Source organism: Solibacillus sp. FSL W7-1472, assembly GCF_037969775.1.
In the GTDB taxonomy this organism is placed as follows: Bacteria; Bacillota; Bacilli; order Bacillales_A; family Planococcaceae; genus Solibacillus; species Solibacillus silvestris.
Window position 1 is genome coordinate 1,943,715 of record NZ_CP150208.1, and the last position, 20,257, is coordinate 1,963,971.

At 36.7% G+C, this 20,257-nt stretch carries 22 protein-coding genes; 4 read left to right on the forward strand and 18 right to left on the reverse strand.

The window, feature by feature from the left end; translation table 11 throughout:
* Positions 1-27: 27 nt before the first annotated feature.
* Positions 28-990, reverse strand: coding sequence for a diaminopimelate epimerase (gene dapF / locus MKY07_RS09545; RefSeq protein ID WP_014823822.1), 963 nt, complete (start codon positions 988-990; stop codon positions 28-30).
* A 390-nt stretch (positions 991-1,380) separates the two neighbouring features.
* On the opposite strand from dapF, the gene MKY07_RS09550 reads away from it, so the two are divergent.
* The gene (locus MKY07_RS09550; protein ID WP_008407274.1) at positions 1,381-1,929 is read left to right on the forward strand and encodes a GNAT family protein; all 549 of its coding nucleotides are present in this window, start codon (positions 1,381-1,383) and stop codon (positions 1,927-1,929) included.
* 130 nt (positions 1,930-2,059) lie between these two features.
* Here MKY07_RS09550 and MKY07_RS09555 read toward each other — a convergent pair whose 3' ends face one another.
* The 9 genes from MKY07_RS09555 to MKY07_RS09595 form a co-directional block, all read right to left on the reverse strand.
* Positions 2,060-3,136: an undecaprenyldiphospho-muramoylpentapeptide beta-N-acetylglucosaminyltransferase gene (locus MKY07_RS09555; RefSeq protein WP_014823821.1), complete on the reverse strand. Its 1,077-nt coding sequence runs from the start codon at positions 3,134-3,136 to the stop codon at positions 2,060-2,062.
* 459 nt (positions 3,137-3,595) lie between these two features.
* The gene (locus MKY07_RS09560; protein ID WP_339264597.1) at positions 3,596-4,423 is read right to left on the reverse strand and encodes a CAP domain-containing protein; all 828 of its coding nucleotides are present in this window, start codon (positions 4,421-4,423) and stop codon (positions 3,596-3,598) included.
* Between the two features lie 180 nt (positions 4,424-4,603).
* Positions 4,604-5,497, reverse strand: coding sequence for a CobW family GTP-binding protein (locus MKY07_RS09565; RefSeq protein WP_065215935.1), 894 nt, complete (start codon positions 5,495-5,497; stop codon positions 4,604-4,606).
* A gap of 68 nt (positions 5,498-5,565) precedes the next feature.
* Entirely contained in the window at positions 5,566-7,068 is a 1,503-nt protein-coding gene (locus MKY07_RS09570; RefSeq protein WP_065215934.1) for a S41 family peptidase, read from the reverse strand.
* A 167-nt stretch (positions 7,069-7,235) separates the two neighbouring features.
* On the reverse strand, positions 7,236-8,081 hold the full coding sequence (locus MKY07_RS09575) for a DUF6612 family protein (RefSeq protein WP_065215933.1): 846 nt from the start codon (positions 8,079-8,081) through the stop codon (positions 7,236-7,238).
* A gap of 188 nt (positions 8,082-8,269) precedes the next feature.
* Positions 8,270-8,728, reverse strand: a complete 459-nt coding sequence (locus MKY07_RS09580; RefSeq protein ID WP_008407284.1) for a hypothetical protein — start codon at positions 8,726-8,728, stop codon at positions 8,270-8,272.
* Positions 8,729-8,968: 240 nt separating this feature from the next.
* Positions 8,969-9,157, reverse strand: coding sequence for a YqaE/Pmp3 family membrane protein (locus MKY07_RS09585; RefSeq protein ID WP_081483446.1), 189 nt, complete (start codon positions 9,155-9,157; stop codon positions 8,969-8,971).
* Positions 9,158-9,358: 201 nt separating this feature from the next.
* Positions 9,359-10,066 carry a purine-nucleoside phosphorylase gene (deoD, locus tag MKY07_RS09590; RefSeq protein WP_008407287.1) on the reverse strand — a complete coding sequence of 236 codons (708 nt, stop codon included), beginning with the start codon at positions 10,064-10,066 and terminating at the stop codon, positions 9,359-9,361.
* Positions 10,067-10,257: 191 nt separating this feature from the next.
* Complete coding sequence (locus tag MKY07_RS09595) at positions 10,258-10,482, reverse strand: YozE family protein (protein ID WP_014823817.1); 225 nt, start codon at positions 10,480-10,482, stop codon at positions 10,258-10,260.
* Between the two features lie 91 nt (positions 10,483-10,573).
* Between MKY07_RS09595 and MKY07_RS09600 the strand changes: the two genes are divergently transcribed.
* Positions 10,574-12,361 (forward strand): methyl-accepting chemotaxis protein, encoded by a 1,788-nt coding sequence (locus MKY07_RS09600; protein WP_339264637.1) that lies wholly within the window; start codon positions 10,574-10,576, stop codon positions 12,359-12,361.
* A gap of 61 nt (positions 12,362-12,422) precedes the next feature.
* On the opposite strand, the gene msrB is transcribed toward MKY07_RS09600, so the two are convergent.
* The 5 genes from msrB to MKY07_RS09625 all read right to left on the reverse strand — a co-directional run bounded on the left by msrB (position 12,423) and on the right by MKY07_RS09625 (position 15,890).
* The gene (msrB, locus tag MKY07_RS09605; RefSeq protein ID WP_014823816.1) at positions 12,423-12,851 is read right to left on the reverse strand and encodes a peptide-methionine (R)-S-oxide reductase MsrB; all 429 of its coding nucleotides are present in this window, start codon (positions 12,849-12,851) and stop codon (positions 12,423-12,425) included.
* Positions 12,852-13,379: a peptide-methionine (S)-S-oxide reductase MsrA gene (msrA, locus tag MKY07_RS09610; protein WP_065215930.1), complete on the reverse strand. Its 528-nt coding sequence runs from the start codon at positions 13,377-13,379 to the stop codon at positions 12,852-12,854.
* A gap of 17 nt (positions 13,380-13,396) precedes the next feature.
* Positions 13,397-13,969 (reverse strand): YpmS family protein, encoded by a 573-nt coding sequence (locus MKY07_RS09615; RefSeq protein ID WP_008407297.1) that lies wholly within the window; start codon positions 13,967-13,969, stop codon positions 13,397-13,399.
* 4 nt (positions 13,970-13,973) lie between these two features.
* On the reverse strand, positions 13,974-14,885 hold the full coding sequence (locus MKY07_RS09620; RefSeq protein WP_339264600.1) for a GDSL-type esterase/lipase family protein: 912 nt from the start codon (positions 14,883-14,885) through the stop codon (positions 13,974-13,976).
* A gap of 159 nt (positions 14,886-15,044) precedes the next feature.
* Positions 15,045-15,890: a DegV family protein gene (locus MKY07_RS09625; RefSeq protein WP_014823813.1), complete on the reverse strand. Its 846-nt coding sequence runs from the start codon at positions 15,888-15,890 to the stop codon at positions 15,045-15,047.
* A 197-nt stretch (positions 15,891-16,087) separates the two neighbouring features.
* Between MKY07_RS09625 and MKY07_RS09630 the strand changes: the two genes are divergently transcribed.
* Positions 16,088-16,732 (forward strand): hemolysin III family protein, encoded by a 645-nt coding sequence (locus MKY07_RS09630; RefSeq protein ID WP_041865747.1) that lies wholly within the window; start codon positions 16,088-16,090, stop codon positions 16,730-16,732.
* Positions 16,733-16,947: 215 nt separating this feature from the next.
* On the opposite strand, the gene MKY07_RS09635 is transcribed toward MKY07_RS09630, so the two are convergent.
* The 3 genes from MKY07_RS09635 to MKY07_RS09645 all read right to left on the reverse strand — a co-directional run bounded on the left by MKY07_RS09635 (position 16,948) and on the right by MKY07_RS09645 (position 18,835).
* Positions 16,948-17,418, reverse strand: coding sequence for a dihydrofolate reductase (locus tag MKY07_RS09635; RefSeq protein WP_014823812.1), 471 nt, complete (start codon positions 17,416-17,418; stop codon positions 16,948-16,950).
* A gap of 12 nt (positions 17,419-17,430) precedes the next feature.
* On the reverse strand, positions 17,431-18,408 hold the full coding sequence (locus MKY07_RS09640; RefSeq protein ID WP_339264601.1) for a thymidylate synthase: 978 nt from the start codon (positions 18,406-18,408) through the stop codon (positions 17,431-17,433).
* Positions 18,409-18,643: 235 nt separating this feature from the next.
* Positions 18,644-18,835, reverse strand: a complete 192-nt coding sequence (locus tag MKY07_RS09645; RefSeq protein WP_008407303.1) for a hypothetical protein — start codon at positions 18,833-18,835, stop codon at positions 18,644-18,646.
* Between the two features lie 434 nt (positions 18,836-19,269).
* On the opposite strand from MKY07_RS09645, the gene MKY07_RS09650 reads away from it, so the two are divergent.
* Complete coding sequence (locus tag MKY07_RS09650) at positions 19,270-19,596, forward strand: DUF378 domain-containing protein (RefSeq protein ID WP_008403624.1); 327 nt, start codon at positions 19,270-19,272, stop codon at positions 19,594-19,596.
* Positions 19,597-20,257 lie beyond the last annotated feature (661 nt).

Genomic DNA, 20,257 nt, shown 5'->3' on the forward strand with positions numbered 1-20,257 from the left:
CATCCTTGTCCCCCCACTATCTGATGTTTAAAGAAAGCTTTCTATTTTATCTTTCACAAAAAGTTTGCATTTCTCATATTGGATTTGCTCTTCTGCTAGTTGAAAATGCACCAGTTGAATTTTTTCGTCTTGAAGGTCATATTCATAATCCCCAAGTACCGTTGCATTTCCGATCAGTGCCAATTCCCAGCTGTCACCGCAGTTCTTAACTTCACACTGAACAAAACCTCCGGGATTATAGACGGTTACTTTACTGTTTGTAATAAATCCTTCAATAGAAGCAATTAGGGCAGAGGCAGTCATTGCCGTACCACAGGCATTTGTAAAGCCTACGCCCCGTTCAAAAGTTCGGACGAATATTTCATCAGGAGATAACGGCTGGACATAGCTGACATTCACTCCATCCGGGCAATATTCATTTTCACTGTTCAAATAGGCAGCGAGCTGTTCTTGGTGTAACGTATTTTCCATATATTTATGATCAACGATTCCGATTAGATGCGGATTTGGTACAGATATCGCTGTAAAAGGAATATCCATTGAAAAAGCAGGAATAATTTCATGGCGCAATTGTTGTCTATTCTCTACCTTCATTGGCAATGATACTAATTCAAATGAAATGGGTGAGATTTCTACAGAATAGGTAGGTAGTTGTTCAAAAATGGATGCTTCTCGTTTTACTTTCAGACAGGCATGCATTGTTTCGATAACTGCTTCATCTACATTTAATTTTTCGCAAACATACCGCGCGACACAGCGTAACCCATTCCCGCACATCGAAGCTTCCGAGCCGTCCGCATTAATGACACGCATTTTTGCATCTGCAACAGAAGATGGGAGCACGATTAATAAGCCATCCGCTCCCCCATCATTGGAGTGATGACATAGCTGTTTCGCGATATTCACAAAATTAAATTGTTCATCATATAATGCTTCGTATAAATAAAATGTATTTCCAGAACCATGAACTTTCGTTAGTTGGATACTCATATTTTACGCCTCCGCGTTCTCTCTTATTTTATTATATTATACTTTTAAAAAATTCATCTTGTCATTAATAGTTTTTATTTACGCATTATTCTGAATATATCGACTTTTAGCAGAAAAAAATGTTTTTTTCGAGCTTGAAAGTTGCGGCAAGAGAATATATTATAATAAACTGTAGATATATTTCTTATTTCGATATTGTTATTAATTGTCTAGGATAGAGCGAGACATACGAATTATGCATAATAGTTTAACGTCAAATTCTTTTAGGTAAGATCAAGCTCGAAATGACTACTGCCTTATGATAAAGAACCTTTTAGCATTAGAAGATTATTTGCACCATTTCTTTAACAACAGGCTCTACCATTTTCTTCTTAAAAGGAGGCGTTTCACATGTTAAAACAGAGAGAACTTCATGAAACAGCAGAATTATACGAATTATTACGTCATCCGTCTGTGTTTCCATTCGTACGTCAGAAAGCGACTTCAGCAGAAGAGTACTTATTTATGACTAAACAATTGATAGAAGAAGAACAAAACGGATTAACGATTTCACGTACAATTGTAGATGATTGGGGTGCTCCAATCGGAACAATCAGTATTTTTGATATCCAAGATGGCGCCGGCTTCTTAGGAACATGGATCGGCAAACCATATCAAGGCATCGGTTATAATCAGAAAGCGAAATTAGCGTTTTTAAACGAACTATTTTTCGATTATGATTTCCATACCGTTTTCTTACGCATCCGGGAAGAAAATGCACGCTCACAAGCAGCCGCGTTGAAATTACCTTATGTAGTAGATGCCGAGCAAACAAATCCGTCTCTTTACAATGAAATTAATCAAGGTGTTAATAAATTCCGTCTTTTTAAAATTCCTAAAGATCTGTTCTATTTAACAACTGCCAATACGCTCGAGCAAGCAGAAGAACAGGCAATGTAAAAAGGAAACTTGCATTTGTGACGTGAACATCATCTTTACGCTTATATGATAAAGGCGTCATAAATATTCCTGAAACGAAACAAGGGGCTACCTTAAAAGTATGAACTTTTAGGTAACCCCTTTTTATTGATTATTTTTCATATTGAGTAATTAAGGCAACCATTTCTTTCGGAGTTTTCGGATGTTCGACTTCGAGCATCTGATCAATCATTTCTTCCGCTTTCTGTTCAAGCATTTGAATTGCTTGCATGAATGATTCTTTTGTCAATTTTTCCTCGTCCAATACATGTGCAAAGCCTTGTTTTTTAAACAAGTTGGCATTTAATATCTGATCACCACGGCTTTTTGCTGCAGAAAGAGGAATGAGCAGCATCGGTTTATGCAACGCCAAAAATTCGAAAATCGAGTTTGAACCAGCACGCGATACAACAAAATCGGTTGCATACAGTAAATCCGGCAATTCTGTTGTCACATATTCAAACTGACAGTATCCTTGTAGATTTCCCAATTTTTTGTCGGCGTTCCCTTTACCGCACAAATGGATAATCTGATACTTCTCTAATAGTGATGACAAATTTTCACGAAGCGCATCATTAATAATAACGGAACCTAAGCTTCCTCCCATGACAAGCAGTACTTTTTTTTCGGCTGTAAATCCACATAACGCCAAGCCACGCTCACGATTTCCTTCAAATAGCTGCTGACGGATTATCGAACCAGTGCAAGTTGATTTGTCGTTCGGTAAATGTTTCATCGTTTCTTTGAAAACCGTAAAGATATGGGACGCGAATGGCAGTGAAATTTTATTCGCTAAGCCAGGTGTCACATCCGATTCATGGACAACAACCGGAATATTTGCCAATTTTGCCGCAATAACGACTGGCACTGAGACAAAGCCACCTTTAGAAAAAATTACAGTCGGCTTAATTTTTTTGATGATCGAAAATGCTTGTGTAACACCTGCCATCACTTTAAACGGATCTGTAAAATTCTCTACTGAAAAGTATCGGCGCAACTTTCCGCTCGAAATACTGTGATAAGGCAATGAAGGAAACGCATTTGTAATAAGCTCTTTTTCAATCCCGTCATGAGAGCCTATATAATGCACATTATACCCCGCTTCCTGCAATGAAGGGATAATCGCTTCATTTAATGATACGTGACCGGCCGTACCCCCGCCTGTTAAAATAATTGTTTTTTCGTTCATAAACTTCTCCTAACAAAGCAAATGTCATTGCATCTATTTTATGCAACAAGACATTTCAACATGCTTCGATATATATCTTATTTATTTGATGTAACATTTTATTTTCAATGTTTATTTTTACTACTCTTTTTATAGTTCCTTTTATATTATTTAATATTTGTTCCTGTTTTGTTATTCTAAAAAAATAATTTTACTGTTTATCACTTCTATTCATGCGAATTATACACCTTTTTTTATAAGGCTTTTAAAAGTATACCGTATATTGTAGCACATTTTGGCACTTTATAAAGCATTTCTCTAAAAATGGGTGTTTTCACATACAAAATTATAAGGCCAAAAGAAATAATAAATTTCCCTAAGAATATTTCTATTGTTTTAAGTATTCGCTTAATAATAAAATAATACCCGAAATAAAAAAACTACCCTTCTCATGTTGAAAAGGATAGTATCTTCATCAAATTACTTTTTTATAAATTGTTGCGTCCAGATATTACCGTCCTTCACATAGCCAACACCAATGTGAGTGAAGTCTTTATTTAAAATATTAGCGCGGTGACCTTCAGAGTTCATCCATGCTTGTACAACTTCTTCCGGTGTTCTTTGACCTTTGGCGATGTTTTCACCAGCTGATTTATAAGCAATGCCCAATGCTTTTAAGCGGTCAAACGGGCTGCCGAATGTTGGTGAAGTATGTGAGAAGTAATTTTTATCTTTCATATCCTGAGATTTTTCACGTGCCGCTGCCATTAATGGGCGGTCAATTTGTAGTGCACTTAAACCATTTTTAGCACGTTCTGCATTTGTTAATGCAACAACTTTTTCTTCAATCGCTAAAATTTGATCTGTAGCTGTCGATTCTTTTTGTTCTTGAACTGGAGCCTGTTCAGTTTTAGGTTGTGTTGAAGGTGTTTGTGACTGTGTTTGTGACTGTGTTTCAGTCGTTGTTGGAGCAACAACGTTTGGATTTTCGTTGTTTACTACGTTTGTCGGCTCTTTTTCTACTTTCTTGTTAACCTCTTTAGAAGACTCTTTGCTGACATCTTCTGTTGAAGCCGGTTTTTTAACTGTATTTGTCGACACTTCCTGTTTAACGATTGCCCCTTTTTGAGGTGTCGTTTTTACAAGTTTAAAGTAATTATTAAGCTTTATTTTATAGTTATATGTTGATTGAACATGATTAGTTGTTGTTGATTTGCCCCCTTCAATTGCATTTGAGCTTGCATTAGCAACGGGTGCTTGAGTTGCAAAAAGTATTACTGCACAAAATGGTAGAACTAATTTTTTCATTTTGTACGCCTCCTTTCGTGATTTCATCGTAAATGAAAAAACGAAAAAAAAAAGGCCTATAAATTGGTAAACTGTCCATCTACCAACTTATTAGCCTTAAAATCTTACTCATAATTTGCGATAAATTTATCCAATTTCCTCAAACATTTCATCTGAAAAGCTATTGACATATTATGATAGTTAGATAATTTCCAGAGTGTTAATGTTCTCCCCAATGATGACTAAATTCGGTTCCATTTTAATATATTCCGGCAGCCATTGGACCATTCCGTAAGCATACTGGAACAGCATTGGATTTTTGATTCCCTCAATCGGAACATAGCCTTTCATACGATAAACGGTATCCGGTAATGAGCGAACCCAGTTTTCAAACTGTTCCTGTGTAAAGCTTGTATCAAATCGTATAAGTCGCGAGCCTAAATTGAAGCTTTCGCCAATACGTGCTGTCACAATATCATCTTTGGATACACGGGCAGTTGACTGGATATTTTGCAATAACTTTAATGGAACACGGCCATTTGTTGTTTGGAGGATGAATGCCTTTGCATTAAATCCTTGCAATTCATAGACAACTTGCGCTTGTTCCGATTCCGTTAGTAAGTCCGTTTTATTTGCCAGTAACAGATGCGCATGACGAATTTGTTCCATAAAAAGAGAACGTACTTGTGGAGTAAGGTTTGATCTGTCCAACCATAACCGACTGTCCGCCACCGTCACAATTCCTTTAATATTCAACTTATCCGCAAATAAAGGCGAATATACCGCATCCAGTGCTTCTACAGGGTGTGCAGCGCCTGTTGTTTCTATTATAAGGACATCAAATTCCTGATCGTGTAAAAGGGACTGGATTTGCGCTTCTGTTTTTTCTGCTCCACTGCAGCAAATACAGCCTTCCAACATTTCCTTCAATGGCACATCCTCTTCTACCGCCTGTGAATCAAATGGAAGCTTGCCTAATTCGTTCATAATAACAGCCGGCTTTAAATTGGCCTCCTTCAACTGGCGAATGACATCAGTTAACATGGACGTTTTGCCGCTCCCTAAAAATCCGCTAAATAAATATACATCCTTCATAAGTTCACTTCCTATAATAATGGGCTGGCAATAAAGTGTTTTTCACTTTTTACCAGCCCGCGTATTTTTTATTCGTTTGTCGTTTCTTCGGGTTTAATATCCAATAACTCTTTCGCCTTTAAGATTTGAGGATCTTCTGTTTTTAGCTTTTCGCTAATTGCATCCATTAAGGCATATGTTGTATCACCTGTTAAAATACCCGTAACTTCTAATTCATTATCTTGCTGATATGCTTTTAATGCAGCTTCAGTTGCTCCATCAAATTGTGTATCAACTTTACCTGGCTCATATCCCAATACTTCCAAAATACGTTCAGCAGTTTTGATGGAAGCATGATTTGCTTCTTTTTCATATTGCTGGCTCGGATCGATATAAGGTAAAGAAGCATAATCCGGGTAGTCAACTTTTACATCTGGTGCAATACCTTTTTCATTCACCCAATTGCCGTCTGGAGTTAACCATTTACCTGTTGTGAATTTTAAGTTTGCCCCATCTTCCATATAAATGATTTCCTGCATTGTCCCTTTACCAAAGGAATTCAATCCAACAATTTGGGCACCTGCAGATTCTTTTAGTGCACCTGCTAAAATTTCAGAAGCAGAAGCACTTCCTTCATCGATTAATACTGTTATCGGAAGATTATACTTAGAACGATTATCCGCAGTCACGATTTGAGGTTCTGCATCTCGTTCTTGAATTTGAACGATTGTTTTTCCTTCCTCAACAAACAAGTTTGAAATGTCGATTGCCGCCTTTAAATAGCCGCCTGGATTTTGACGAACATCTAAAACAATCCCTTTCATCCCTTGTTTTTCATATTCAATTAGCAACTTTTCCAGTTCTACTGCTGTGTTTTCACTGAAAGAAGTGATTTGGAAGTGTGCAATTCCTTCTTCATCAATATCGCCATAAACCGTTTCTACCGGGATATCATCACGCACGATCGTCATATCAAAGCTCTCAGCATCTCCGCGTTGAATTGTCAAAGTGACTTCAGAACCTTTTTCACCACGAATCAGTAACACAGCTTCTGTAGAGCTCATGCCTTTGACGCTTTTCCCGTCAACCGCCAATACCATATCTTTCGGTTGTAAACCGGCTTTTTCGGCAGGCGTATTTTTAATTGGAGAAACAATCATTATATAACCATTTCGTTCTTGAATTTCCGCACCAATTCCTTGAAAACTAGAAGACAGGCTTTCATTAAATGAACTTGCCTCATCTTTATTCATATAATCAGAATAAGGGTCTCCCAATGCATCAAACATCCCGTTGATTGCACCATATACCACTTCTTCTTCATTTATGTCTTCATAATATTTTTGCTGAAGTGCATCATACGCATCATATAGTTTTTTGAATTCCGCCCGTTCCAACGGTTCTTTAACTTCTACAACTTTGTTTTCACCGAATGTTAACGCAAAAATTGTTAAACCGGCTGTACATAAAATTGTCAGGAAAATGACCATTATGAATGCAAATGGTTTCATGCGTAAATATTTTCCTGCCGGTTTAGTAATTTGCTCTTCGTTTAAACCGTTTTGATCCTCATCTCTTTTTTGTTCATCCATTTCAATTTCACCACTCTCATTTTTACACTGTCTGATGTCACACTATACCAATAATATCAGTTTACAAGCGACTAGAAAAGGATAGACGTTAATTTTTTTATTTCGTTTCATGTTTAATAGAAAAAAGCAGCGATTTTCGCCATAACGCGGCATCGCTGCTTGATTTATTATTGAGTTTTAGCTTCATTTATAACTTCATTTGGTATATTGATCTCTTTTACTTCATCAAATTTCGAATAGACAATGTTCGCATCATTTTCAATTGTTGTTTCCTGGCCTTCGACATTTGTGATAATCTTGAGATCCATATCCATTTCTTTTATATCAAACGTATCTTTTGCAACGACAATATTATATTGTGAATCTTCAAAGGTCATGTTCTCCAGAATTTCACCATTAACTTCCATTGATTCACCTAAGCTTGCACCCATTTGTGAAACTATGAACTGTTTGAACTCATCCCCTTCAATGTTCAGTGTTAACAAATAATTCTCATCGTCCTGTTCAAAGCTGAAATCATCGATAAATTGCTCAAGCTGTTCAAGTTGTTCTGATGCATCTGCCTGTGCACCGGTTTGCGCTATTAATTGTTCATATTGCTCATCCGGCATTTTCAGCCATTCATTCGTATCGCCGTTTAACATGTAAAAGCCGTCTTCTTCGGTCATATACATTTCTATCGGCATATCCATTTTTTCATCGCCCATATCCATCTTAACGGTTCCTTTTGAATACATTGCCATCGGTTTTTGCTGTATATCCATTGCCAAGTTTGAATTGCTTGTAATTTCCATCGTTTGACCTTCCATAACGAAACTCGTCACCTGATCCATCGTTGTTTCAGCATGAACACTTTTCAAATTTTGCTGGCGTTGCATGGCATTCTCATATACTTGCTGTAATGTTAAATTGGCTTCGCTATCTGTACCTTCAACCGGTTCTGCTGTATCTCCGCAGCCTGCAACTAGTGCAATAGATAATGTAGACATCGCGAATAAGTATTGTTTTTTCAAATGATTTCAACCCTTCCTAGTTAAACTTCCCCTATCCATACCCTAATTTGGTGTATTAATATCTTTAATTTGGAAATAAGATTAAATGAATTTTATTATGAATTGAAAATATTGTATGGATAGAGGCATTTTTTTAGGAATGACGGATAAAATAAAAAGTGTCTACAGGCATAGACACTTTTTATTCTTCACCAATTTAATTTAATACCGTATTGTTCATTTAAGAACACATGCAATTCTTTGTAAGTGCAAAGGGCAATGCCGATGACAATTTCGTTTTCATTCATGTCTTTTTCGATTTTGAGGTTGTTATCAAAAATGTGAAAGTTCATCGGCAAAGCTCTAATATCCACACTAATGTTATGTGCGGCTTTGTTGCGCCAATAGTTCAGCAACCATAAGTTTTCGAACAATTTTTGTTCGATTAAGCCTAATGCATAAACAGAATATACTTTAGTGCTGTAATTAGAGCTCGCCATCGGGATATAAGTTGACTGATCCTTGAAGCTTCGTACTTTCGGCAGCTTTTCCTGAATCAATTGGTTAATGGCATTTTCACAAAACAGACTAACCGTGACAATATTCGCTAACGGATCCACTGTGCTTGAGATTCGATCAATAAATTTCTTTGCTACTTCCTGACTCATCCCCTCACTCCTTTTTACTTTTTTGGCCGTCATCTTATGTGCTTTAAAATTGTCGGTATCTCAGTTTGCCCACAACACAAATTCGATATGCCAAAGATTCGCTAAGAAAATTTTTTGAAATTTTTATACGCCCTTCGTTATGTACTAAAGTGCTTTATCGGTATACATAAAAAACACACCACTATTGTGTGATGTGCAAGAGTTATTCTGTATAAATTATTTCGTGTCATCTACATTCGTCTATTTCTTCAACAATTTAATCTGGCGTTCCATTCTTTTATCTGCTTTATGATCACGAACTATCAAAATTGCATGTATAACTGCCGGAATCCATATTAAAAAACATAGGAAAAAGTTGATTAATGCTTGTATTGGTTTACCGCAAATTAATACAGCTAACGGTGGAAAGAAAATAGCTAATAAATACATCATGATGATCACCTGCTTAATAAAGTTACTATTAGCATTAGTGTACCCATTAATTTGCCCAGTATTATAATCATTTTCCTATACTGAAATGATGTACGTTGCTTTTCAATTCCCTTTATATAGAAAAAGTGCCTAACAAGTTTTCACCTGTTAGGCACTTATGAAATAACGTTATAAATTAACTTACAATGATTTGTTATTTTAGTCTTGAATTGCCGCTTCTAACGCAATCACCATCATATCATTGAACGTAGTTTGACGTTCTTCTGAAGTTGTTACTTCACCTGTCAGGATGTGGTCAGATACAGTTAAAACTGTTAACGCCTGACGACCGAATTTCGCTGCTAATGTGTAAAGTGCTGAAGTTTCCATTTCAACGGCTAATACGCCATATTGTGCTAATTTTTCGTTTTGTGCTTCGTCAGAATAGAACATATCCGCCGTGAAGATATTTCCTACACGTACGTTTAAGTTCGCTTCTTTTGCTGCATTATATGCTTTTAGTAATAAATCAAAGTCTGCAGTTGGTGCATAGTCGATTGTACCGCCGAAAATTACACGGTTTAAGTTTGAGTCTGTAGATGATGTTTGTGCAATAATAACGTCACGTACTTTCACGTCTTTTTGAATCGCACCACAAGTACCTACACGGATTAGTTTCTGTACACCGTATTCTTGCATTAATTCAGTCGCATAAATCGAAATAGATGGAACACCCATGCCTGTCCCTTGTACAGAAATGCGTTTTCCTTTATACGTGCCTGTGTAGCCAAGAATATTACGTACTTCGTTGTATTGTACAACATCTTCTAAAAATGTTTCGGCAATATATTTTGCACGTAATGGATCTCCTGGTAATAGTACAATTTCTGCAATTTCGCCTTTTTTGGCATTAATATGAACGCTCATCAAAAAACCTCTTTTCATCATAATTCTTCTAAATTGTAAACGTTTTCGTATAAACATTCAATCGTTAGACGTCTTGCTTCACAAAAAAATTTGCATAAAAAACAATATTTGGACAAAATAACGAAAATTTAACGAAGGGTGCATCATAATTTCACTATACCCCATCTTGCGTATTACATGCAAAACATCGCTTATATAGAAAATTTACTTTCATATAAATCCCATAATTGATCAAAAGCACCGATAGTCAAATATTCGTCGGATTGAAATTCAATATAATTCGTAAGTTCTTCAAAGCTATCGGACATTTTAGGAAAGGCGTGATCCAGAAACATGCTTTCAGCAAAACGTACCTTTTCATCCGACCATTCTCCCCCTCTGTAGGTTAGTGCAAAATGATAAAAAGATTTTTTCAAAATTTCCCCTCCTTTATATTTTTTCTCGATATATAGTGAAAATTTCCCATACATGTAGTAAAATAGTTAAATATATAATTTTCAGAAAGTGGTGAATTATTTGCGAAATAGCAAGAAAACTAAACCTATTAAAGAAAAACTAAGGAAAAACACTAGTAAACCGAAAGCCCTATTTCACTTCTTTCATCTCATACGAGGGAAAATTTTAATTGCTTTCACTATTTTAATGGCAATTATTATTTCTATGCAAATTTTATCGTATATTAATATAACAAACTTGGAAAAGAACTTGCGAGAATTTGCTGCAGAAAACTTAAAACAGCAGATGCATATTAATAATTTAGCCTCCGATATTGCAAAGCTATCAAGCCATGAGCAAACTTACTTAATTACAGGCGATGAAAAATTTCTTCAATTATATGAAGAGTCGAAGGAACGAATACATACAAACTTAACTTCTATTGAAACTTCATTTAAAAATCAGGATGAAGAACTGAAAATCTTAGGCTTAATACAACAGTTTTACACCAATTATTTATCTTTTTCTAAATCGACAATAGAAATCCGTCAAAAATATGGCTTTGAAAATGCTGCTAAACTTTTTGCGAATAGCGGAAGCCAAAATTTTAAAGGATATATTGATGAAAACACAGGGAAACTGATACAAATACTCGAACAGCGTAACGAAAAAACAATTTCGGAACTGGAACAATTTGCTTTCGCCTCTAAAATATCAATTTTTGCCTTATCAGGTTTTGCTGTAATTTTAACCATTTCATTAGGCTATATATTATCAAAATCGATTCGAAGAAATACAAAAAAGATAAATGAATCGATTTTAGAAATTGCACAGGCTGGCGGTGACTTAACACGTCGCGTAAATGTTAAAACGAAGGATGAATTTTCAATTATCGGAAATTCTACGAATATTCTAATCGAATCAATTTCAGCATTGGTAAAACGTGTTTCAAACCTTGCTGAGAATGTATCCGGGAGTTCACAGGAATTAATGGCACTCGCGGATGAAAATGCTCGAACAATTGATTTCATTGCTGATTCTACGATGAAAATCGCGAGCGACAGCAGTGACATTCTAAACAGTATTGGTAATGCCGGCAATGAAATGCAAAAATTGGAACAATCGATGCACATATTAGACGAAAAAGCACGAGAGGTTCAGCAGGCTGCCTATGAAATGAAAGAAGCCGCATATCGTGGAAGCAAATCGGTCACCCATTCATCAATCGTCATGCTCGAAATTGAAGAAACAATGGCATCGACTTCGGATACGGTGGAAAAATTGGGGGAAAAATCGAAAGATATCACTTCTATTATAAGTACAATTACAGCGATTTCTGAACAAACAAATTTACTTGCATTAAATGCGGCGATTGAGGCTGCACGGGCCGGTGAACATGGAAGAGGATTTGCAGTTGTTGCAGCGGAAGTTCGAAAACTTGCCGAACAATCCCAAAAGGCTGCAAAGGAAGTATCGGCAATTGTAGGTTCGATTCAAACAGAGGTGAAGTCGATTATTGAACAAAACCACACGGGTGTTCAAAAAGTAATTCGTGGAGTAGAAGTGACAAATGAGACGACCGGTTCTTTACAAAATATATTAATGCAAACAGACAAAACTTCTGATATCTTAACACAGATGGTTGCTCAAATCGAACAAACATTAAATAATAGCCATGGTGTGACATCTTCATTTGTACATGTTGCCGCTATTGCGGATAATACTGCTGTCAATACAGAACGCAGCGCAGCTGCCGCATCCCAAGGTTCCGCTTCCATGGAAGAAATCAATGCATCCGCCGTTGAACTAGCTGCTCAAGCAGATCAGCTGCGAAGCGTAGTCAATGAATTCAAAATCTAATTGATAAATTAAACAGCAAAAAAATACAACTCGCTTATGAAATTCCATAAGCGAGTTGCTTTTATTCAAACATTGATTTATATTCACCGTAGCCTTCTTTTTCAAGGTCTTCAACCGGAATAAAGCGCAATGCAGCTGAGTTGATGCAATAACGTAATCCGCCCAATTGTTGCGGACCATCAGGGAATACATGCCCTAAATGTGAATCAGCTGTTTTGCTGCGTACTTCGACACGACGCATACCGTGTGATGTATCAAAATGCTCGGTAACTTCAACTTGTTCAATCGGCTTTGAAAATGACGGCCAGCCACATCCAGCATCATATTTGTCTTTTGAACTAAAAAGCGGCTTTCCTGACACGATATCCACATAGATACCATCTTCAAACACGTCATTGTATTCATTACGGAAGGGTGGTTCCGTACCTTGGTTTTGTGTAACATGATACTGCATCTCTGTTAACTCTTTTAATCGTTGTTCTTTATTCATTTATTTTGACCCCCAGTGTTTTTCAATAAATCCTGCACGTCCAGAACCAACCGAATAGCGTTCATAATGTGCCGGGTTCTTCTTATAGTAGTGCTGATGATAATCTTCTGCTGCGTAAAATGGCTTTGCTTCCAGAATTTTAACGGCAATTGGTGATTTGAATTTTCCGCTAGCATCCAGTTTTGACTTGGATAATTCGGCAATCTGCTTTTGAACATCATTATGGTAAAAAATCGCCGTTGTGTATGATTCGCCTCGATCATAAAATTGACCGCCCGCATCTGTAGGATCGATCAAGGTCCAATAAAGTTCAACCAGTTTTTCATACGGATAAATTTCCGGATCAAACGTAATTTGGACTGCCTCAAGATGGCCTGTTGTTTCACTGCATACTTGCTCGTATGTCGGGTTTTCAATATGCCCGCCAGTGTAACCGGAAATGACTTCTATAATACCGGGCTGTTGATCAAACGGCTTTACCATACACCAAAAGCAGCCCCCTGCAAATGTTGCTTGTTCATACGCCATTAAAATTACCTCCTGTTTTACTTCGTTTGGTTTGGAATAACTACTTCCAATTCTATTTTATCATTTGCTAAATCGATTTCCTTCGCACGCACCCTAGAACCACTTGCGATATTGATCCGTGACAGGTCCACATAAATTTCTTCGTCGTTTGGCTTCACCGTAATCCAATTAGGAAAATTAACCGCATCATCAATCATTTTCAGTACGGTTTTCGGAGGGATATTTACCTTGCCGACGTGGACAGCTTCTTGACTCAGAGTGATATTCCCGTTATTAACAACAGGAATGAAGTCCATCTGAATCGGCAAATCGATATTAAAGACAGTTAATGTACTGTATAAATAAATTTTATCGTCCACTGTCAGCTCTACCGGAACCGGTGACTGGTTCATAGCTTCCGATAAATATTGTTTTGCGATTGCTTCGAATTCTTTAGCTGTCGTTTCCACAGTCAATATATTACCCTCAATTTGGAGTGGCGGCTGTTCTGTTGCTTGTTCTACATCAGCAGTTATAAAATAGAGCAATGTGGCGAATGAAATGAGTACTGCTCCAGCCAATAATAAAAATGCGATTTTCCATTTATTCATCTTCTCACTCCTCAAATCCTAATAAACCGTCTGACATCTGCTCAATATCACATTGTTGCATTGATTCAATGATGCGTTTTGTCATACGATCATATCCCGTGCTATTCGGATGAAAGAAGTCTACATGATATACCATATCCTCATTTGATACAAATAAATCCTCTACAGAGACAAAACATGCATTTTCATCTGTTGCAGCAAGCTTTTCAATTTCATCATTCCACTCCGATATAATCGGATCGAAAGGTGTAATCTCATCTACTACGATCGAAAAAGGATTATAGAACCCAACTAATATAATCGGTACCTCAGGATTGACTCTACGAATTTCTGCAATGACCTGCTCGTAACGTTTAGCGAATTTTGGTAATTCCTTATCAAACATAGACTTTTTCATTGAAAACAAATTCTTTTTTACAATTTTCATCACATCATTACCGCCGAGCGTAATCGTAACTATATTTGCTTTTTCTAGCTCTTCATCATAATGGCCACGCTTAAGTAAACTTAATAGTTGATCACTGCGTCTCCCATTTTTACCGCGATTATCAAGCTCAACTTCTTCTACCATCGGCCATTTTTCCAGCTCCTGCTGCAGACGAATCGTATAGCCATAATCTTGGGTTTCATCTCCAACACCCCTTGTGAGCGAATCACCTAATGCTAAATAAAAAACCGGTTGTGCATTTTCTTCCTTACGATCAGACCAGTCTAGTTGAAATACATCATTGATAATATCAAAAAAGCTCGTATTAATTGTTTCTTCGTTTTCGGTTTCTTTTTCTGATATAGACAAATCATTTTGTTCATCGAATGATTTGTCGGACTGTTGTGCTTCTTCTATTTGTGGGTCAATTGTAACGGAGCATGCGGACAAGAAAATGACAGCTAATGATGTGAGTAATAACCGCCACATGCAACTTCCCCCTTTTTACTTTGTTATTTCATTATAAAATATTTTCCTTATCTTTAGGAATGATATGCCTATAAAAATAGTGATATATCAGAAAATATTTTTTATTGCTTTACAAAAAAGGTAATTCTAAAGTTAAAAATCTTTAGAATTACCTTTTACCTATTCTGTATAATAAATAAAGCCGATTGCACCTTCACCCGTATGTGTACTAATAACCGGAGAAGTAAAGGCAACTTCCACTTGTCCTGTATATCCCGCTGCTTTTACTTGTTCGATTAGCGGATTCACTAGAGTATCCATTGAATTCGCATGTGAGATGCCGACACCTGCAACTTTTTTACCTTGAGTATCCTTTTCAAATTCACTCATCAAATATTTCACTACTTGCTTATAGCTGCGTGGTTTCGCACAAATCGTCACTTCCCCAATATCCAAGTGACCAATTGGCTTAATATTCAGTAAAGAACTAACAACTGCCTTACCTTTTCCGATTCGGCCGCCCTTTACCATATTTTCCAACGTATCCAATGCAACAAAAAGACGTGTGTTTTCACGTACACGATTCACTCCGGCAACAATTTCCTCCACTGTAGCCCCTGCATTACGTAAACGGATCGCTTCACGAAGCTGGAATGCCAATCCAAAAGCAATATAACGTGAATCAATTACAGTTACGTCGGAATCACTCATTTGAGAAGCCTGATTCGCTGACTGATATGTACCGCTCATACTGCCTGTCATATGGATTGATATAATTCTAGATCCATCTTTACCGAGCTCGTCATATAGTTCTTTAAATGCACCAGGAGACGGTTGAGAACTTTTCGGAAGTTCTTTTGCTGTTTTTAATAATTTAATAAATGTATCCGGTTGCAAATTTACGCGATCTGTATACGTTTTTTCATCAATTTGTACGGTTAGTGGTACTACATGAATTCCATGTTCCTGAATTTCCGCGTCTGTTAAATCGCAAGTTGAATCCGTTACGATATGAATTTGACTCAAAGAAAACACATCCTTTTTCTATCTTCCTTACTATTATAAAGAAATCATATTTGTTTACCAATATGACATTTGTCATTGAAGAATGACCCCGTTTATCACGATTTACATATGACATATAGCAGTATAACATCATGACAACCATCTATCACGAATATTTTGATTTAGAACTATACTAATATAAAGGAGCGTGATGACACATGCACAATTTTGACGCATTTGACTATAAAAACTGGAAAGAAGAACTTTGGAATGCCATAACTCATGGTATAGGCCTTGCCATCAGCATACCTATTTGCATCCTATTAATTATCCATTCAGCTGTAAACGGCACTGCGATACATATAACTTCCTACGCTATTTTTGGCTCTTCATTGATTTTGCTGTTTCTCATGTCAACATTATTACATAGTGTTCCGGAAAAATATAAACGGTTCTTTTCTATACTGGACCATTCTTCAATATATATCTTGATTGCTGGTACCTATACCCCATTTTTGCTTATAGCAATCGGAGGTGTGACAGGCATTGTCATGCTATGCATTATCTGGTTTATTGCAATACTAGGCGTTGTGTTCAAATGTCTGTTCATTCATCGATTCGAAAAATTATCGTTGGTCCTATATATTTTCATGGGGTGGCTTATCATTTTCGCCATTCGACCATTATATGAATTTTTGACGTTTGATGGTTTTATGCTGATGCTCATTGGGGGGCTGCTATTTACATTTGGCGCGATTTTTTATGCTTGGACACGCCTTCCGTACAATCATGCAATATGGCATTTATTCGTAATCGCAGGCTGCGGATGCATGGTGGCTTGTATATATATCTACTTGATTTAAAAGAAAAATACTTTGGGCATAATTCAAAAACGGCACTATTCTCATGGAGAAAAGTGCCGTTTTTTCGCTATGCTTAAAAATTGATTTCCATTTCGGGACGCTTTCCGCGGGCACGGCCTGAGCCTGTAGTCTCAGGCTTCGTGCTGTTCCCGCAGGAGTCGCCCTACATTCCAATCAATTTTTTACTTCTGTCACAACGTCCTTCTTTTATAAATTTATTTTTCATAAATACAATACTGGAATGTATATCCTTCATCAGACTCGATTGGGTCGAGACATGAGATTTGTTTCCAGTCATCGTATGACGGAAAATAAGTGTCCCCTTTAAAACTATGGTTGATGAATGTAATATATAACCGATCGGCAATGGCCATGGACTGTTCAAAAATTTGAGCACCACCAATGATCATCACTTCCGCTTCACCTTCAACAAGCACCAAAGCTTCTTCCAGACTACCTACTATTTCAATACCCTCTGCTGCAAAGTCTTTATTTCTTGTAATGACAATATTTCTACGTCCCGGTAACGGTCGGCCAATTGAATCATATGTTTTACGGCCCATAATCATCGGTTTTCCCATTGTCATTTCTTTAAAGTATTTCAAATCTCCCGGTAAATACCACGGCAAATCGTTTTGATAGCCAATAACCCGGTTTTCATCATGTGCAACGATTAATGAAATCATCGTAATCCCCCTTTATACCGCTATCGGTGCTTTAATTGACGGATGCGGATGATAGCCTTCCAACGAAATATCTTCCATTTCAAAATCAAAGATCGATTGCTTTTCTAAATTAAGCTTTAAGGCCGGCAATTGCTTCGGTTCACGTGCAAGCTGTTCTTTTACCTGTTCAAGGTGGTTTGAATAAATATGTGTATCAGCCATACTGTGCACAAACTCGCCTACCTCCAAACCACATTCATGGGCAATTAAATGCGTCAGCAATGCATAGCTCGCAATATTAAAAGGTACACCTAGGAATGTATCCGCACTGCGCTGTGTCAGCATACAGCTCAATTTACCTTCTGCCACGTAAAACTGGAACATCGCGTGACATGGTGGTAATGCCGCTTTACTGCCTTTTCCTCCCGCATCGATTACATCTTCCGGATTCCAGGCATTCACGATAATTCGACGCGAATCCGGATTATGTTTAATTAAATCAATTGCATCTTGTAACTGATCGATTGATTCACCCTCTGAAGTTGTCCAATTGCGCCATTGTTTCCCGTAAACATTACCCAAATCCCCGTATTTTGAAGCAAATTCATCATCAAGCAGCACGCGTTCGCAAAATGTAGAAAGCTCTGTTTGATACTGTACATTAAACGCTTCATCAACAAGTGAGCGTCGTCCAAAGTCGCTCATATCAGGTCCGCCGTACTCTTCTGATTCTACCCATTTTTTAAATGCCCATTCGTCCCAAATATGGTTATTATTCTGCAGTAAATAGCGAATATTTGTATCCCCTTTTATAAACCATAGAAGCTCACTTGCTACAAGTTTGAATGGTACACGCTTAGTCGTTAAGAGCGGAAAACCTTCTTGTAAATTAAACCGCATCTGATAGCCGAAAACACTGCGTGTCCCTGTTCCTGTACGGTCAGATTTGTCGGTACCGTTGTCCAAAATATATTGCAATAAATTTAAATATGTATGATCTGCATGTGTCATTGTTTTCACTCCTAAAGAATGTTCTTCGTATATTATATAGACTTATGTTGAGAAAAACACGCCAATCTGCAAAATCGCTCGAAAAGCCTACTTAGAGAATACTTACTGGTTCAAATAAAACAATATGTATAAAAAAATGTACAATAAAAGGCGCTACTCGTCTTTCGTCTGCTGAGTAGCGCCTTTAGTCAAATGTGTCTAAGTCATCGTATAGCTCAATCGTTTGCGTCAATTTTTATGTTGCCTCCCTAAGAATTGTTTTGTTGTTTTCCAGAATTTGAATCATTTGAAGTAAAATTTTTTCCTCAATTTTTTGAGTACCATTTACTTCTTTCGCAATAATTTTTGTTAACTCTAAAATTGTATTTACGTCGAGCTTATGTTTTTCCGCTAATTGGAATGCTCGCCCTAACTGACCGGTTATCATCGGCAGTCCTCCTTTTTACTATAGTATACAAATATTATACCTCGAGTTACATAAAAATTCACCTTTAAATTTTAAATTTTTTGTAAACAGATCAAAAAAATAAAGGGACACTTTTTTATTGCATAGTAATAATATGATTAATTGTCGGATACTCTATTACCAACCTTAAATAAATAACTTTCACTGTATTTATTACGAAAACAGAACTATATATTTTCCTCGTTAATTCTCCGGATATTAATTCCTTTTTTAATTATTTTTATTTTCAAAAGGACAATTTTATTCGTATTTTGATACATTTTCTTTTACAAAAAAAGAGTATAAACAAACAGTTACCGGGAAAAATACGAACAGAAATAGATACTTGAAGTTCTTTCGTATGAGTATTTTGCATACAAAAGAACTTCTTATCTAAAATAAAGGAGATGTTTTACATGGGAACGTTATATAGAATTGCCCTTGTACTTGTAATTATTGGGGCAATTAACTGGGGACTTATTGGCTTTTTCAAATTTGATTTAGTCGCATCGTTATTTGGCGGTCAAACTGCCGGTTTATCACGAATTATTTACGCACTCGTAGGTCTAGCAGGTCTCGCTTGTATTCCATTGCTAATGAAAAACCTTGATGAAGAGGACACTGCAACCGTGACGCATACAAGAACTTCCAACAGACCGAACTATAACATGGAAGCAGGAAAAGAAGCAGATTTCTCGGAATATTCTAAGCAAAAAAATAAAGACAACAATAACGAGAAATAACTCAACAAATGCAAAAGACCAGGCTCTTTAAAGAGACCTGGTCTTTTGCATTTACCTGCATAGCAAGTATAAATTATTTATGAGTAGCCTTTTCTCTGCATATTCTTTGCAATTTATAATAAACCCGTTATGATCTTTATCCATCCAAATATAGAGGTCCATAATATAATACTTAAGATCAAGCCATTAAATAAACCTAAAAAAAATCTGTTTTCCAAGATCACCACTCCCCTTAAGATAAAGGTTGGCAAATCGCGGTTTATTTAAGCTTTTAATCGTTTGGTTACTGTTGGTAATGGATGGAAATGAATATCCTAACAATTTTACTTGACTGCAGTTTGTTATGACAACCATTTAAGCGGTGTTTTTTTCGGTCAAACAGAGTCCTCGTATGACAAGTAGGCGTTTTAACGGCAATAAAAATTTATAAGGTCTATTACATTTATCGGTAGAAAATTTTTCAGCTTGGCACTAATTTGTTATAAAAATCTCCTAATGTCGTATAGCACTTATACATGTTTATCTGTTCTGGACGTGAATTGTTTAGTATGATGCTACCTCTTAGTCTGACTCTTCAAAAGATGATTGCTAACCCCTACTGTAAGATATGCTCCAATGTTTAACGTCAATAAAAAAAACACCCGGCAATATATGACGGGTG

Excerpts from the sequence above, each read along its gene's own strand:
- MKY07_RS09580 (WP_008407284.1), bottom strand. The coding sequence starts at position 8,728 with ATGAGTCAGGAAGTAGCAAAGAAATTTATTGATCGAATCTCAAGCACA.
- MKY07_RS09645 (WP_008407303.1), bottom strand. The coding sequence starts at position 18,835 with ATGATAACCGGTCAGTTAGGGCGAGCATTCCAATTAGCGGAAAAACAT.
- MKY07_RS09620 (WP_339264600.1), bottom strand. The coding sequence starts at position 14,885 with ATGTGGCGGTTATTACTCACATCATTAGCTGTCATTTTCTTGTCCGCA.
- deoD (WP_008407287.1), bottom strand. The coding sequence starts at position 10,066 with ATGAGCGTTCATATTAATGCCAAAAAAGGCGAAATTGCAGAAATTGTA.
- MKY07_RS09630 (WP_041865747.1), top strand. The coding sequence starts at position 16,088 with ATGCACAATTTTGACGCATTTGACTATAAAAACTGGAAAGAAGAACTT.
- MKY07_RS09585 (WP_081483446.1), bottom strand. The coding sequence starts at position 9,157 with ATGTATTTATTAGCTATTTTCTTTCCACCGTTAGCTGTATTAATTTGC.
- dapF (WP_014823822.1), bottom strand. The coding sequence starts at position 990 with ATGAGTATCCAACTAACGAAAGTTCATGGTTCTGGAAATACATTTTAT.
- MKY07_RS09615 (WP_008407297.1), bottom strand. The coding sequence starts at position 13,969 with ATGAATAAATGGAAAATCGCATTTTTATTATTGGCTGGAGCAGTACTC.
- MKY07_RS09570 (WP_065215934.1), bottom strand. The coding sequence starts at position 7,068 with ATGGATGAACAAAAAAGAGATGAGGATCAAAACGGTTTAAACGAAGAG.
- MKY07_RS09650 (WP_008403624.1), top strand. The coding sequence starts at position 19,270 with ATGGGAACGTTATATAGAATTGCCCTTGTACTTGTAATTATTGGGGCA.
- MKY07_RS09635 (WP_014823812.1), bottom strand. The coding sequence starts at position 17,418 with ATGATTTCATTAATCGTTGCACATGATGAAAACCGGGTTATTGGCTAT.
- msrB (WP_014823816.1), bottom strand. The coding sequence starts at position 12,851 with ATGAATAAAGAACAACGATTAAAAGAGTTAACAGAGATGCAGTATCAT.
- MKY07_RS09560 (WP_339264597.1), bottom strand. The coding sequence starts at position 4,423 with ATGAAAAAATTAGTTCTACCATTTTGTGCAGTAATACTTTTTGCAACT.
- MKY07_RS09565 (WP_065215935.1), bottom strand. The coding sequence starts at position 5,497 with ATGAAGGATGTATATTTATTTAGCGGATTTTTAGGGAGCGGCAAAACG.
- MKY07_RS09555 (WP_014823821.1), bottom strand. The coding sequence starts at position 3,136 with ATGAACGAAAAAACAATTATTTTAACAGGCGGGGGTACGGCCGGTCAC.
- MKY07_RS09550 (WP_008407274.1), top strand. The coding sequence starts at position 1,381 with ATGTTAAAACAGAGAGAACTTCATGAAACAGCAGAATTATACGAATTA.
- MKY07_RS09640 (WP_339264601.1), bottom strand. The coding sequence starts at position 18,408 with ATGACACATGCAGATCATACATATTTAAATTTATTGCAATATATTTTG.
- msrA (WP_065215930.1), bottom strand. The coding sequence starts at position 13,379 with ATGGCGTATGAACAAGCAACATTTGCAGGGGGCTGCTTTTGGTGTATG.